Origin of the sequence: Hymenobacter sp. CRA2 (assembly GCF_002007105.1) — a bacterium.
Taxonomy (GTDB): Bacteria; Bacteroidota; Bacteroidia; order Cytophagales; family Hymenobacteraceae; genus Solirubrum.
Genome location: NZ_MVBC01000015.1, coordinates 94,164 through 108,327, shown reverse-complemented (window position 1 = coordinate 108,327; position 14,164 = coordinate 94,164). Strand labels below are relative to the sequence as shown.

11 protein-coding genes are annotated in these 14,164 nt (G+C 61.8%); 5 read left to right on the top strand and 6 right to left on the bottom strand.

Annotation, left to right across the window (positions count from 1 at the left end; all coding sequences use genetic code 11):
- The first annotated feature begins 19 nt into the window (after nucleotides 1-19).
- Both B0919_RS20500 and B0919_RS20495 read left to right on the top strand, forming a co-directional pair.
- Nucleotides 20-436, top strand: coding sequence for a molybdenum cofactor biosynthesis protein MoaE (locus B0919_RS20500; protein ID WP_078014158.1), 417 nt, complete (start codon nucleotides 20-22; stop codon nucleotides 434-436).
- A gap of 286 nt (nucleotides 437-722) precedes the next feature.
- Entirely contained in the window at nucleotides 723-1,763 is a 1,041-nt protein-coding gene (locus B0919_RS20495) for an RtcB family protein (RefSeq protein ID WP_078014157.1), read from the top strand.
- A gap of 84 nt (nucleotides 1,764-1,847) precedes the next feature.
- Here the strand turns inward: B0919_RS20495 and B0919_RS20490 are convergent, their stop codons facing one another.
- Nucleotides 1,848-3,071: an XdhC family protein gene (locus B0919_RS20490; protein WP_176133153.1), complete on the bottom strand. Its 1,224-nt coding sequence runs from the start codon at nucleotides 3,069-3,071 to the stop codon at nucleotides 1,848-1,850.
- A gap of 643 nt (nucleotides 3,072-3,714) precedes the next feature.
- Between B0919_RS20490 and B0919_RS20485 the strand changes: the two genes are divergently transcribed.
- Nucleotides 3,715-4,560 (top strand): class I SAM-dependent methyltransferase, encoded by an 846-nt coding sequence (locus B0919_RS20485; RefSeq protein ID WP_078014155.1) that lies wholly within the window; start codon nucleotides 3,715-3,717, stop codon nucleotides 4,558-4,560.
- A gap of 91 nt (nucleotides 4,561-4,651) precedes the next feature.
- Nucleotides 4,652-6,358, top strand: coding sequence for a hypothetical protein (locus tag B0919_RS20480; protein WP_217701050.1), 1,707 nt, complete (start codon nucleotides 4,652-4,654; stop codon nucleotides 6,356-6,358).
- A gap of 267 nt (nucleotides 6,359-6,625) precedes the next feature.
- Here the strand turns inward: B0919_RS20480 and mgrA are convergent, their stop codons facing one another.
- Nucleotides 6,626-7,618 (bottom strand): L-glyceraldehyde 3-phosphate reductase, encoded by a 993-nt coding sequence (mgrA, locus tag B0919_RS20475; RefSeq protein ID WP_078014154.1) that lies wholly within the window; start codon nucleotides 7,616-7,618, stop codon nucleotides 6,626-6,628.
- Nucleotides 7,619-7,873: 255 nt separating this feature from the next.
- On the opposite strand from mgrA, the gene B0919_RS24895 reads away from it, so the two are divergent.
- Nucleotides 7,874-8,818 (top strand): hypothetical protein, encoded by a 945-nt coding sequence (locus B0919_RS24895; RefSeq protein ID WP_139362290.1) that lies wholly within the window; start codon nucleotides 7,874-7,876, stop codon nucleotides 8,816-8,818.
- 55 nt (nucleotides 8,819-8,873) lie between these two features.
- Here the strand turns inward: B0919_RS24895 and B0919_RS20470 are convergent, their stop codons facing one another.
- The 4 genes from B0919_RS20470 to B0919_RS20455 all read right to left on the bottom strand — a co-directional run bounded on the left by B0919_RS20470 (nucleotide 8,874) and on the right by B0919_RS20455 (nucleotide 14,157).
- Nucleotides 8,874-11,114 (bottom strand): xanthine dehydrogenase family protein molybdopterin-binding subunit, encoded by a 2,241-nt coding sequence (locus B0919_RS20470; RefSeq protein ID WP_078014153.1) that lies wholly within the window; start codon nucleotides 11,112-11,114, stop codon nucleotides 8,874-8,876.
- Complete coding sequence (locus B0919_RS20465; RefSeq protein WP_078014152.1) at nucleotides 11,111-12,133, bottom strand: FAD binding domain-containing protein; 1,023 nt, start codon at nucleotides 12,131-12,133, stop codon at nucleotides 11,111-11,113. Before B0919_RS20465 ends, B0919_RS20470 begins: the two co-directional genes overlap by 4 nt.
- Complete coding sequence (locus B0919_RS20460; protein WP_078014151.1) at nucleotides 12,130-12,663, bottom strand: (2Fe-2S)-binding protein; 534 nt, start codon at nucleotides 12,661-12,663, stop codon at nucleotides 12,130-12,132. Before B0919_RS20460 ends, B0919_RS20465 begins: the two co-directional genes overlap by 4 nt.
- Nucleotides 12,664-12,972: 309 nt before the next feature.
- Nucleotides 12,973-14,157, bottom strand: a complete 1,185-nt coding sequence (locus tag B0919_RS20455; protein ID WP_078014150.1) for an NTP transferase domain-containing protein — start codon at nucleotides 14,155-14,157, stop codon at nucleotides 12,973-12,975.
- Nucleotides 14,158-14,164 lie beyond the last annotated feature (7 nt).

The window sequence follows — 14,164 nt, the reverse complement described above, 5'->3', positions numbered from 1 at the left end:
TCATTCTTCCTTCCTCCCCATGCTCATCGAACTTACCGACCAGCCCATCCACGTGGCCGCCGTGCTCGACGCCGTACAGGCCGACGGCGCCGGGGCGGTCAACTCCTTTATCGGTACCATCCGCAACCGCAGCACCGGGCGCCGCGTGGTGCGCCTGCACTACGAGGCCTACGACCAGATGGCCGTGCACCAGCTGCGCAAGGTGGCCGAGCAGGCCATGGAGCGGTGGCCCATGCTGCAAAAAGTAGCGGTGGTGCACCGCAAAGGCACGCTGGAAATCGGCGACGTGGCCGTGGTGGTAGCCGTATCGACCCCGCACCGCGCCGAGTCGTTTGCTGCCTGCCAGTACATCATCGACACCCTGAAGGAAGTGGTGCCCATCTGGAAAAAAGAGGAGTACGAGGACGGCACCGTGTGGGTGGCCGCGCACCCATAAGCCTCTACCCGGGAACGACCTGAAGCCTTTAGCTTCTGTCATCCTGAGCGGCACGCGGAGGACCTTATCACCAATGAACGACAACCGTTTTAACGACTCGTTCAGCCGTAGTAAGGTCCTTCGCCTTTAGCTCAGGATGACACACAATAGATGACCGGTTGGTATCAACTGATTACCATTTTCTACCTTTGCCTCTGACCTATTGCTGAGGTCCTGATACCGCGCGCATTTCTTGCGGCTGCTCCCGGCGCGCCTTCTTCCTTTTCTAACTCGTAAAACAGACAGCGTGAAAACGGTCTATTTTACGGATAGTAGCGCCGTGGAGCAGAACGCGCTACAGTCCCTTCTCGCATTCGAGAAAAACCCCACCATCGGGCGGATTGCCGTATTCCCCGATATCCATTTCTGCTCAGAGCGGTCCATCCCGGTAGGCGTGGCCTTCCAGACCACCGACGTATTTTATCCGCTGGTTACGGGCAAGGATATGGGCTGCGGCGTGGCCTACCTGCGCATTCCTCGCCCCGACGTGCTGCGCCCCTTCGATAAAATCCGGCACTACCGGGCCCTGGAACGGGCGGTGCACGGCATGACCAACGAAGGCCTGGGCGGCGGCAATCATTTTCTGTCGCTGGAAGAGTCGGTTGACTACCTGTACATCATCGTGCACACGGGCAGCCGCAACCTGGGCATTTACATGTACCAGGAGAACCTGCGCCTGCTGCACGAACACAACCCCGGCCACGACTTTCTGCCCATCGAGCTGGCCACGCCCGAATACGTGCAGGAGTACGAGCGGGTGCTGCGCTACGCGGCCAGCCGCCGGCGGGAATTCGTTGACAAAACGTATGACTTCCTGCAACGCAACGGCTACGTGCGCGCCGGTACTACCACGTTTGCCGATAGTTGCCACAACCTGCTGGAGTTTCGGCCGGAGGGCGTGATTCACCGCAAGGGTAGCACGCAGCTGGTCGCCGACGGCGAGGTGGTAATTCCGCTGTCCATGAGCCGTGGCTCGCTGATCGTGAAGCCCAACCGCTGGCACGCGGGCACCAAGCAGGCGCTGTGGAGCTGCGCCCACGGCGCCGGCCGCCGCTACAGCCGCACCGATACGCTCAAGCACTGGCACTCGCTCAAAAAAGCGGACAAGGACGCTTACCGGCACCGCTTTTCGGAGCTGCTCAACCGCCAGGGCGACTTCGACAGCAGCATTCTGCAGGAATTCGACTTCGCGTACAAAGACTCCGCAGCGTTGCTGGCTACCCAGCCCCACCTCGTCTGCTGCGACGAAACCCAGCCCATCGTCACGGTAAAATTCACGGGCGTGTAACCGCCGCCAGAGTAACTACCGAGGCCACCCCAGCTACATAATTATGCAGCTGGGGTGGCCTCCGTGATTTTTAAGGAAATGTAATCAGACGCCGCAGCTAGGCTCCGTCACCACCACGTGGCGGTAGCGCGGCTGCTTGCCTGCCCCGGCCGCTTCCGAATCGGGCGCGGCTACGTGGGTGGGGCGGGCATGAATAGGGTCGTTGGAGCGGGTGAGCATGCCCCCGGGGCGGCCCTGGCGCACGGCCTGAATTTCGGCCACGATGGACAGGGCAATTTCCTCGGGCGTTTCGCCACCCAGATTCAGGCCGATAGGGCTGTAGAGCCGCCCTTGCAGACGCGCTTCCGCATCGGGCACTTCCTGGCTCAGCTCTTCGAGCAGGCGGGCCGCCTTTTGGCGCGGACCTAGCAGGCCGATGTAGCTGGTGGGCGCGCCGAGGAGGCGCTGAAGCACGGCCAGGTCGTAGGCATAGTTGTGGGTGAGCAGCACGGCGTAGTCGGCGGAGAGCGGCAGGGCGGGCACTTCCCCGAGCGGTACCACCTGCACGGCGGCAGCTTCGGGGAAACGCTCCGCCGCGGCCTGGCGCGGGCGGCCGTCGATAACGGTGACGTGCCAGCCGAGCGAGGCGGCGAGGCGCACCAGCGGCTGGGCGTCGTTGCCGGCGCCGTACACCGTGAGGCGCAGCGGCGGGCGCAGCACCTCCAGAAACACGCGCACCGTGCTGCTGTTTGGGGCCGGGTACTCGCGGATCAGCGACTGATCCTGCTGCAGGGCTTGGTCGGCGTCGCGGCGGAGCTGGGCGGTGAGGTCGAGGTTGTCGAGGACGGAGCCGCGCACTTGGCCATCGGGCATGAGCAAGAGACGCTGGCCCAGGTCGGCCGTGGCCTGGCCGGCGGCGCAGCGAAACACGGTGGCCAGCACGGCCGGCTCGGGGTGGCGGGCAAAGCCGCGCAGCAGCTCCAGCGGGTTGTCGGGGTCCTGAAAATCCAGCGGTTCCAGCAGAATACGCACCACACCCTGGCAGCCGGGGCCCAGGCCGTGACGGGGGTCGTCTTCGTCGGAGGTGTCGTAGGTGACCAGCGCGGGCTGTCGGCGCTGCAGGGCCTGGCGGGCACGCTGGCGGGCGTCGCCCTCGAGGCAGCCGCCGCTAATGGCCCCGGTCAGGTGGCCGTCGTCGGTGACGAGCATGCGGGCGCCGGGACGGCGGTAGGCCGAGCCTTCCACCTCCACTACCGTGGCCAGGGCGCAGGCGCGGCCGGCGGCTTGGTAGTCGTCGTAGGCGGCGAGCAGGCGTTGGAGTTCGGTCATGGTGTGGAGTGGAGCAGGCCGAGACGATAATAGCCGCGCGGGAAACAACAAGCGGCTCGCCATTTCTTCCCAGCCGGGCAGAATGATTGTAGGGCAGTACGCCGCCGCGCCGGTAGCGGTTGTGCGCCGCCTGGGGTGGTTTGGGTGCTCAGCACCGAACTGCCACCTTAAGGGAGGCAGCAGGCAAGCAGCACGTCCTGCGCCGTGTTGTCGCCCGCTTGTCGGACCGAAGATTGGCGTGGGCAAGCATTTTGGCTGCTTCGTTGAGTTCCAGCCCGCCCTGTCGGACGCATGCAGCAGCTCGCATACTGGCTTTAGCCGATTCGGGAAAGTTGGTCATGTCGAGCGCAGTCGAGACATCTTGCCGGATAGTATTCTTCTCGTTGAGGTTACTATCGGACATCAGCACGCGAGATGTCTCGGCTGCGCTCGACAGGACGAACCTTTCCCACGTCGTTCGACGAACCGACACTACCCGGGATAATATTTCGGTTTCCAAATTTTCTCTTAACTTCTGGAAACCTGCGCCTTGCCCATCTATTGGGCTCCGAGCTGCCTCGGCTTCGTCAACGCTGACTTCGCCGGGCGGATTTCTCTTGCTGCCTCCGCCTCCCCCCTTTCCCACTCCAAACACCCCTGTGCGATGGAAGCACAACTCGAACAAATTCGTGAACAGCAAAAAGCTACCTGGGATAAGTTCTCGGCTGGCTGGCGCAAATGGGATGATTTTACCATGGACTGGCTGCGGCCCATGGGCGAGGAAATCATCCGCGACCTGCACCTGCGCCCCACCGATCTGGTGCTCGACGTGGCAGCCGGCACCGGGGAGCCGGGCCTGAGCATTGCCACCCTGGCCCGCGACGGCAAAGTCATCCTGACGGACCTCTCCGAAAACATGCTGGCGGTGGCCCGCGACAAAGCAGCGGCCCGCGGCATCCGGAACTACGAAACCGTGGCCTGCGACGTGTGCGCGCTGCCCTTCGCCGACGAGCTGTTCGACGCCGTGAGCTGCCGCTTCGGCTTCATGTTCTTCCCCGATATGCGGCTGGCGGCCCGCGAAATGCTCCGCGTGCTCAAGCCCGGCGGGCGCCTGGCCGCTTCCGTGTGGAGCGTGCCCGAGGAAAACACCTGGATTACGGCCATCATGAGCACTATCGGCCGCTACCTGCCGCTGCCGGCGCCAGCTCCCGAGGCGCCGGGCATGTTCCGCTGCGGCCGGCCTGGCTTTCTGGCCGGGCTGCTACGCGAGGCGGGCTTCCGCAACGCGACCGAAACGCCCGTGACCGGCCGGCTGCGCTGCCGCAGCAAGGAGGAGTACTGGCAGTTTATGAATGAGGTGGCCGCGCCGGTAGTAGCCGCCTTGGCCCAGGCCGACGAGTCTACGCAGGCCGCCATCAAGCAGGACGTCTTTGCGCTGATCGACCAGCAGTGCACCGACGGCGACACGGCCCTGACCTACGGCACCGTGGTGGTTTACGGCGAAAAATAGTCCTCGGGCCCCAGCTATGCGGCCCAGTGGCCCTACCGGGCCGCGCTTCGCGGGCTGCCGGGCTACGCCCTTCTATTAATGCTTCCTGACTATGACCAACGCGCTCAAATTTGCCTGGTGGCTGGGTTTCGGTATGTGCACGCTGCTTACGGCCTGCGAGCGAAAAAGCCAAACCGTGTCGTCAGCGACGCTCACTGCCCTTGACCTCAAGCGCGGCAACATCTCCCTGTGCGGCCCGGCCGACAAGCAGTTTGGTAGCGTGGCCTTCGAGGTGACGGGCTCGGATAAGATCAAGGCAGACTTTTCCCTGGCCGTGGCCTTGCTTCACTCTTTCGAGTACGACGCGGCCGAAAAAGTTTTCGCCCGCATCATCGATCAGGACCCGGGCTGCGCCATGGCTTACTGGGGCGTGGCCATGTGCAATTACCACCCGCTCTGGACGCCGCCCACCCCGGCCGAGCTGGCCAAGGGGGCCCGCGCCGTGGCCCTGGCGCAGCAGCTACCGGGCAAATCAGCCCGTGAAACAGCTTATATCGACGCTCTAACGGCCTTTTACGCCGACCATCAGCGGACCGACCACCACACCCGCAGCGTGCGGTTTGCGCAGGCCATGACGCGCCTCGCCACCAACTTTCCGCGCGATACCGAAGCCACCATCTTTTACGCCCTGGCCCTCGACGCCTCCGCTGCGCCCACCGACAAAACCTTCCGCAACCAGCGCAAAGCCGGCGCCCTGCTGCAACGCCTGCAGCGGCAGCAGCCCAATCATCCGGGCATCGTGCACTACCTCATCCACACCTACGACTACCCCGAGCTGGCGGCCCTGGCCCTGCCCGCGGCGCGCCACTACGCTTCGGTAGCGCCGTCGTCGGCCCACGCGCTGCACATGCCCTCGCACATTTTCACCCGCCTGGGCCTGTGGCAGGAATGCATCGGTTCCAACCTGGCCGCGGCGGCTTCGGCCCAGTGCTACGCCGAAAGCGCCGGGCTGCCGGGCCACTGGGACGAAGAGCTGCACAGCCTGGATTACCTCGTGTACGCTTACCTGCAGCAGGGCGACACCCAGCGGGCCCGCTCCTACTGGCGCTACCTCGACACCATCCGGCAGGTGACGCCGGTCACCTTTAAAGTCGCGTACGCCTACGCGGCCATTCCGGCCCGCTGCGTGCTGGAAACCAAGCAGTGGGACGCGGCCGCGCAAATGCCGCTGCGGCCGGCCAATTTCGCCTGGGACGAGTTTCCCTGGCAGCGCGCCATCACGCACTTTGCCCGCGCCCTGGGCTCAGCCCGCACCGGCCACGCCGCGCAGGCCCGTACCGAAGTGGCGCAGCTGAGTGCCCTGCACGCGGCGCTGCTCCAGCAGCACGACGCGTACAAGGCCCGGCAGGTCGATGTGCAGCAACGCGCCGCCGAGGCCTGGCTGCTACTGGCCAAAGGCAAACATGCCGCCGCGTTGCAGCGCATGCAGCAAGCCGCCGACCTGGAAGATCAAACCGAAAAGCACCCCGTGACGCCCAGCGAAGTGCTGCCCGCCCGGGAGCTACTGGCCGACATGCTGCTGGAGCTGCAGCAGCCCGCCGCTGCCCTGGCCGCCTACGAGGCCACCTTACAGAAACACCCTAACCGCTTCAACGCCCTTTACGGCGCCGCCACCGCCGCCGAAAAAGCCGGCCAATCTAAAAAAGCCACCCTCTACTACCAGCAATTGCTGACCGTAGCGCCGGCCGCCGAAACTGCCCGTCCGGAATTGGCCGCCGCGCGCTTGTTTTTGACGAACCTGCAGCTGCAGTTTATTTGAAGATTACGCAAACAGCATAAGCCTATGCGCCACCTATGGCCTGCTTGTAGACTCGTTCTTACCGCTTTGGATAATCCAAGCAATAAGCCCGTCCTGTCGAGCATAGCCGAGACATCTCGCGGGCTGATGTGAGGTAGTAACTCAACGAGCAGATTACTATCCGGCGAGATGTCTCGGCTGCGCTCGACATGACGACCAAGACGCCCTGACCAATCAGTGGGGCTGCGCCGCCGGCGTTCAGCGTGACGTAGCAGCTTGTTTCTCCGCTTACTGAGCCAGAACCTGTTCGATGGCGGCTAGCTCTTCAGGGGTGAACTGTAGATTGTCGAGGCAGCGCAGGGAGTCGCTGAGCTGCTCGGGGCGGCTGGCCCCGATGAGTACCGACGTCACCCGCTCGTCCTTGAGTACCCAAGCCAGGGCCATCTGTGCCAGGCTTTGGCCACGCTGCTGGGCCAGCTCATTTAGGCGCTGCACCTGCGTGAGGCGTTCCGGCGTCAGTTGCTGCTCGGTGAGGAAGCCCACGCCCTTAGCCACGCGCGAGTCGGTGGGGATGCCGCCGAGGTACTTATCGGTGAGCAGGCCCTGGGCCAGCGGCGAAAACGGAATGCAGCCGACACCTTCCTGGCCGAGCAAATCGAGCAGGCCGTCTTCCACCCACCGCTCGAACATGGAGTACTTGGGCTGGTGAATCAGGCAGGGCGTGCCTAGCTGGCGCAGCAGGCGGAAGGCCTCGGCAGCTTCGGCCGGCTGGTAGTTGCTGATGCCCACGTACAAGGCCTTGCCTTGGCGCACGATAAGGTCGAGGGCACCCATGGTTTCTTCCAGCGGCGTGTCGGGGTCGGGGCGGTGGTGGTAGAAGATATCCACGTAGTTCAGGCCCATGCGCTTGAGGCTCTGGTCGAGGCTGCTGACCAGGTATTTCTTCGAGCCCCACTCGCCGTAAGGCCCCTCCCACATGTGGTAACCGGCCTTGGTGGAAATGATCAGCTCGTCGCGGTACGTGGCCAAGTCTTCGCGCAGGATGCGGCCGAAGTTGAGCTCGGCCGAGCCGGGCGGCGGGCCGTAGTTGTTGGCCAGGTCGAAGTGTGTCACGCCGCTGTCGAAAGCCCGGCGCAGGGTGGCGCGGCCGGTAGCCAGTTGGTCCACGTCGCCGAAGTTGTGCCACAGGCCCAGGGACACGGCGGGTAGCTTCAGCCCGCTGCGGCCGCAGCGGCGGTAGGTCATATCACGGTAGCGAGTGGCGGCGGGGAGGTATATCATAAAAGTCAGTTACGAAAAGTATATTGCCATCAAATATACCAAGCAACGTGGGCAATCATATTACTTTAGTCAGAAGAACTATTCAGCACAAGTATTATTCAACCACAAACGCCTCTTAAAAATACATACAAAATTAACCCGAAAAACAACCAAACCCATTGCAAATAATATATGATTTATCAATAATCATACCTACTTATTGTTGCAATAAAACCAAGTCACTCAAATATACCTCCACCTCTTAAACGAAGAACATTGACTTCATTACTAAAAAAAGGAGAAACACACAAACCTGATTTCATCGAGGAAGACTTTATATCTGCTCTTGAGACAGGCCTAAACAGAACCTTTTATTATAAAGACAAAAGCGTTGGCATTAGCAGAATTTCCCAAGCAGATGAAAATGAACTTGGCTATGACGGCGTACTAACTACAATAGTACCCTTCTATATTCAATTTAAAAGGTCATATTTTTTTACCCCAAGTTTTTCAGGCAAACTACTTTCAGATAGAAATAAGATCAGCCTACCTACTCAAAAAGGGTTTTTCGCTTTTGAATTATTGAAAAAAGAAAATGGCTACAAACAACACAACGTTATGCATGAATTATCACAAAAGCACCACGCAGCTTATGTCGCACCATTATTTTACAAGAAACAGGACTTGTTGTCTATAAAGCAATATAGAGAAGATGTAATACCAACGCACTTCCACAATATTATTATTCTAGACAGCTCTTCTTATGCACATAATTTTGACAACGTAAAGGTTTTTAAAAATTCATTAACCATCCCACCTCACAGCAAAATATACGACAAAAACACCAGCCACCATTATTCTTATTGCAAAGAATTAAAAGTCGGCTTTCACAGCAAACCTGAAAACTTAATGGATTCATCCTCCGAAACCTTAAATTCATTCCTGAAACGAATATCAGAGCATAAAAACACTCAATTAGAAGAAAACACGAATAATTTATTTAACTCACTACCGTTATACCTAGGATTTAAATCCACAAAATCCAAAAATTATAAATCCATATTATCTGCATCAATTAATAGAATTAGCACAACAGACGTACCTCTCACAGATAACGTTTTTTCAAACCTAACAACAATAGACAAGCTGTTAATAACAGAAGATATACTTCAACATTATCTAAATATCTGGCAGTTCATAAAATACAATCCTATATTTTAGATTAATAGCGCGTGCTCAGGACATTGTTTCAGCCCTGCAGCACGCGCTAGGATTTCTACAGCAGCTTATCGATATAAATCGGCAGGTCGCGGACGCGCTTGCCGGTGGCGTGGAAGACGGCGTTGTTGATGGCGGCGGCCACGCCCAGCAGGCCCAATTCGCCGACGCCCTTCACGCCCAGCGGGTTCACGTAGGGGTCTTCCTCCTCCACAAAAATCACGTCGATGTCGCGGATGTCGGCGTTGGTGGGCACGTGGTACTCCGAGAGGTTGTGGTTCATGTAGCGACCGAAGCGGTGGTCGGTCACGGTTTCCTCCATCAGGGCCATGCTGATGCCCCACACCACCGAGCCGAGCACCTGCGAGCGGGCGGTCTTCGGGTTGAGCACCCGCCCGATGGCCAGCGCGTTGACTACCCGCGTGACGTGAATGGTGCCTAGCTCCTCGTCTACTTGCACTTCGGCGAATACCGCGTTGTGGGAGTGCATGGAGTAGCGGGCCATGTTCAGCAGGTTCGGAATGGCCGTGGAGTCAGCCTCTATCTGCCGCTCGCCGCTGACTTGCAGCACGTCGCGCAGCACCACCGACTGCTCGGGCGCCTTGCGCAGCCGGATCAGGCCGTTGACAAACTCCACGTCTTCCAGGTCGGCGCCTTTCAGGGGGGAGTCGTCCATCTTTTTGGCTTGCTTCAGCAGCTTGTCGGCTACGGCGAGGCAGGCTTTCTGCACGGCGGTGCCCACGGAGGCGGCCGTCCAGGAGCCGCCCTGCACGGGGGCTTCGGGCATGTCGGTGTCGCCGAGCTTGAAGGTTACGGCTTCCAGGGGCAGACCCAGGGTTTCGGCCGCAATCTGCGTCATGATGGTGTAGGTGCCGGTGCCGTTTTCGCCGGCGGCGCTGGTCACCGTCAGCTTGCCATCGGCCGTGATGCTGGCTTTGGCGGCAGCTTTCTGCATCTGCGCGTCCCATACGCCGCCGGCCATGCCCCAGCCCACGAGCTTGTTGCCCTCGCGCATGGAGCGCGGCTTGAGCGGACGACGGTCCCAGCCGAATTTTTCGGCGCCCTGGCGGTAGCACTCGCGCAGGCGCTTGCTGCTGAAGGGTAGCTTTTCGCTCTGGTCGGTTTCGGCGTAGTTGCGCAGGCGGAAATCCACCGGGTCGAGGCCGGCGGCGTAGGCCATTTCGTCCATCGCCACTTCCAGGGCAAAGGAGCCGGTGGCGGCGCCGGGCGCGCGCATGTCCTGGGGGGTGTACACGTCGAGCGCAGCCACCTGATTGCCCAGCTGCACGTTGTCGCACTGGTAGAGCATGCCCGACCAGTTCACCACGTTTTCGGTGTACTCCTCGAAGCGCGAGGTTTCGTGCAGGGCGTAGTGCTTCAGGCCAGCCAGCGTGCCGTCGGGGTTGGTGCCCATTTCCAGCGTCTGCAGGGTGTGCGGGCGGTGGCCGATGGAAAACATCTGCTGGCGCGTGAGCGTGACGCGCACCGAGCGCCGCAGCTCCAGCGCAGCCATTACCGACAGGAACAGCTCGTACTGCGGGCGCAGGCCCGAGCCGAAAGCGCCCCCGTTGTAGAGGTTGATAACCCGCGCCTCGTCCTTGCTCAGCCCAAATACCTTCGTGACGTACTGCTGGCAGTTCAGCACGCCCTGGGTTTTGTCGTAGATGGTCAGCTTGCCGTCGGGGTGGTAGTGCACCGTGCTGGCGTACAGCTCCATGGGGTTGTGATGCTGCGTGCCATGGATGTACTCGTGGCGGATGCGGTGCTCGGCCTTCTCAATGGCTTTGGCGGCGTTGCCGCGGCTGGACGGCGGCTTGTATCCCGACTTGCCCTTGCTCGGGGCGTGGCCCTTGTCGCGCTGGCTTTCGATGTCGGTTTCGTGCTTTTCCTCCTTGTACTCGATTTCGAGGATGCTAGCCGCGTAGCGGGCCACTTCGAAGGTATCGGCCACGACCAGGGCCACGGGCTGCTGGCTGAACTTCACCTCGTCGTCGTGCAGGGGGCGGAAGGGCGAGCCGCCGGGAGCCACGTCGTCCTTGTAGTTGCGGTCGAACCACGCCTGATGGGGCACGTTTTCGTGCGAAAACACCTGTAGCACGCCCGGCAGGCTGAGCACCTTATCGGCGTGGATTTTCAGGATTTTGCCTTTGGCAATGGGGCTGCTCACCACCACGCCGTACACCAGATCGGGCACCTCAAATTCGCCCGAATACTTGGCCGCGCCGGTGACTTTGGCCGGGCCCTCGACGCGGTTCGGGGCTTTGCCGACGTAGTTGGTATTGCTGCTGCTGGTGCTCATGGATTGCTGTTGGTAAAGATGTCGGCTGCTTTATGCTCCCCGGCGGTGGCCTGCTTCAGGGCGCGCACGATGGCGCGCTTGCCCAGCTCGATCTTAAAGTCGTTGAGCCCCTGCCCTACTGCGTCCTTCATCACGGCTTCGGCCGCTTGGCGGAACGTCGCCTCAGTGGCCGGCTGCCCGATGAGCAGGGCCTCGGCCTTCTTGTCGCGCCACGGCTTGTGGGCCACGCCGCCCAGCGCCAGGCGCGCATCGGTGATGGTGTTGCCGTTCAGCTCCAGCGCGGCGGCCACCGACACCAGCGCAAAGGCGTAGCTCTGCCGGTCGCGCAGCTTGAGGTAGCTGAAGTGCTCGGCGAAGCCCTTCGCGGGCAGCTCGATGGCCGTAATCAGCTCGCCGGGCTCCAGGGTGTTGTCGCGCTCGGGCTGGTCGTCGGGCAGGCGGTGGAAGTCCTCGAACTTGATTTGCCGCTCCCCGTCCTTGCTCTTCACGTGTACCACGGCTTCGAGCGCGGCCAGGGCAATGCACATATCGGAGGGGTGTGTGGCAATGCAGTGTTTGGAGGCGCCCAGGATAGCGTGAATGCGGTTGAAGCCGCCGATGGCGCCGCAGCCGGAGCCGGGCTCCCGCTTGTTGCAGGGCGTGGCCGTGTCGTAGAAGTAGTAGCAGCGGGTGCGCTGCATCAGGTTGCCGCCGTTGGTGGCCATGTTGCGTAGCTGCGGCGAGGCTCCGGCCAGGATGGCTTGGCTCAGCAGCGGGTAACGCTGCTGCACTTCGGGGTGCCAGGCGGTATCCGCGTTGGTGGCCGTGGCGCCCAGCCGTAGCCCACCGTCGGCGGTGGCTTCGATGGTGTTCAGCGGCAGCTTGTTCAGCCCGATGAGGTGCGTGGGATGCTCCACGTTTTCCTTCATCAGGTCGAGGATATTGGTGCCGCCGGCAATAAAGGCGGGCCGCAGGTAGCCGGTGACGCTGCGCACGGCGGCGTCCACCGTCTCGGGGCGGTTCAGGGTAAACGGGTTCATCGGCGGCTGGCTTGTTGGGCGTCCACTACTTCCTTCACGGCGTTCAGAATGCCCACGTAGGCACCGCAGCGGCAGATGTTGCCGCTCATCAGCTCCCGGATTTCGTCTTCGGTGCGCGCCTTGCCCTCGTTGATGAGCCCTTGGGCCGAGCAGATCTGGCCCGGCGTGCAGTAGCCGCACTGGAAGGCATCGTGGTCGAGGAAAGCTTGCTGCAGCGGGTGCAGCTGGCCTTCCTGGCCCAGGCCTTCGATGGTGGTGATGTCGGAGCCTTCCTGCAGGGCAGCCAGCGTGAGGCAGGAATTGATGCGCTTGCCGTCGACGAGCACGGTGCAGGAGCCGCACTGGCCGTGGTCACAGCCTTTCTTGGTGCCGGTGAGGCCGGCGTACTCGCGCAGCGCATCGAGCAGCGTGGTCCAGGGCGCGATGTGCAAGGTGCGGTCCTCGCCGTTGATGCGCAGCGTGACGGAGCTTGGCGGTACGGGGGGCCGCAGCTGGTCATCCGCGGCGCTGGATGTGGAAACTGTGCTCATAAAGGCGCTTGGTTGGGATAAGAGGACGGTAGTGGGCCCGTGCGGCAGTCAAGCTAACCCTTACGACAACCCAATAGCCCGGATTACGCGTCTATCAGCGCTGGCGTTGGGTTTTGCGCACTATTCGTTGGACTATAGCGACCTACCACGCCCGAATCCAACCGTCCAGCTGCTGCCTGATTCTCAATCATCCTGCCCCTGCTTACCCGGTAAGAACAGCGTTAGAAGAAGGCAACCCGTCCCGCGACTGAATTCCCCTAGCAGGAATTCAGTCGCGGGACGGGTTGCAATCGGGCGTTGAAACCTAGGCTACTGTGCCAGCGGCCCCAGCTCCTGCCGGGCGGCGTCGCGCTCGGCGGGCGTATTCACGTTGCGCAACTCCGCCGGGTCGGGCGCGGTCAGCAGCTCGGTATCGGAGTTGATGAGGGCTTTGCGCGGACAGGAATAGCCCAGCCCCAGAAACTGCAGCAGCACAGGGTAGCTGCGCGGCTCCCAAATGGTGATGAGCGGCTCCGGAAATTCGTTGTCGGGGCTCTGAAAGGCCGTGGCTACGCGGCCGGCGTTGCGGTGCGCCACCAGGTACTGCAGGGTCTGCTGCGTCAGAAAAGGCAGGTCGCAGGCTACCACCAGCCAGGCGGCGTTGGGGTCGTGGCGGAAGGCTGAGAGGATGCCGCTCATCGGGCCGAGGTCCAGAAACTGGTCGGGCAGCGGAGTGAGGCCAGTAGGTAGCTCAGCGGCTTGCTCGGGGCGGCAGGAAATAAACACCTCCTGGCAGAAGGGCGCCAGCAGGGCGGCGGCGTGCTGCCGCTGCTCGTGGCCGTGGTAGCGCAGGCGGTCTTTGTCCTCCTGCATGCGCTGGCTGCGGCCGCCCGTCAGCACCAGGCCGCGCAGCGGCGGCTGGTGGCGCTGGTGCCACTGCTGCACCCAGGCCGCAATGGCGGCCGTATCGGCCAGCGGCAGCACGGTCAGCGGGGCCCCGATGGGCAAATGGTGCTGCAACACGGCCGGCACCTCCGTCTGCCCTTCCGACAACAGCACGAGTTGCACGTCGGTCAGCCGGTCCAGCTTCTTGTCCAGGGGCTTGCGCGGGTCGATGATAACCACCTGCTGCCGGGCGCGGAAGTGGTTGCCGTTGACCAGCACCAGGCTTTGCTCGTTCAGCCACTGCGGCTGGATAAACTTATCCATGCCGCGGCGCACATCGAGGCGGCGGAAATGAATCTTGTCGGTCAGTTCGGCCGTGGCACCAGCTTGCAGAATAGCATCGGCCCCACCGCTGCCGCCAGCCTCTGCCTCGTCGCCGGCGGCGTGGTCGGCATCGACGTAAGCCACGCGCAAAGCGGGCGTGAGCAGCGGTAGCAGACGCGCCGCCAGCTCCTTGATGACGCCGCAGGGCGCGCCGAGGATGCCCAGCTCGTGGCGGCCGAACTCGCCGATATCCGGCCGGGCCAGAGCGGCGTGTTTTTGGTGGGTCTTGAGATTCTGAGGTTCCATGATAAAA

What these genes read in the sequence shown, in the direction of transcription:
- B0919_RS20455 (WP_078014150.1), bottom strand. Translation starts at nt 14,157, where the DNA reads ATGGAACCTCAGAATCTCAAGACCCACCAAAAACACGCCGCTCTGGCC.
- B0919_RS20485 (WP_078014155.1), top strand. Translation starts at nt 3,715, where the DNA reads ATGGAAGCACAACTCGAACAAATTCGTGAACAGCAAAAAGCTACCTGG.
- mgrA (WP_078014154.1), bottom strand. Translation starts at nt 7,618, where the DNA reads ATGATATACCTCCCCGCCGCCACTCGCTACCGTGATATGACCTACCGC.
- B0919_RS20470 (WP_078014153.1), bottom strand. Translation starts at nt 11,114, where the DNA reads ATGAGCACCAGCAGCAGCAATACCAACTACGTCGGCAAAGCCCCGAAC.
- B0919_RS20480 (WP_217701050.1), top strand. Translation starts at nt 4,652, where the DNA reads ATGACCAACGCGCTCAAATTTGCCTGGTGGCTGGGTTTCGGTATGTGC.
- B0919_RS20500 (WP_078014158.1), top strand. Translation starts at nt 20, where the DNA reads ATGCTCATCGAACTTACCGACCAGCCCATCCACGTGGCCGCCGTGCTC.
- B0919_RS20490 (WP_176133153.1), bottom strand. Translation starts at nt 3,071, where the DNA reads ATGACCGAACTCCAACGCCTGCTCGCCGCCTACGACGACTACCAAGCC.
- B0919_RS20465 (WP_078014152.1), bottom strand. Translation starts at nt 12,133, where the DNA reads ATGAACCCGTTTACCCTGAACCGCCCCGAGACGGTGGACGCCGCCGTG.
- B0919_RS20460 (WP_078014151.1), bottom strand. Translation starts at nt 12,663, where the DNA reads ATGAGCACAGTTTCCACATCCAGCGCCGCGGATGACCAGCTGCGGCCC.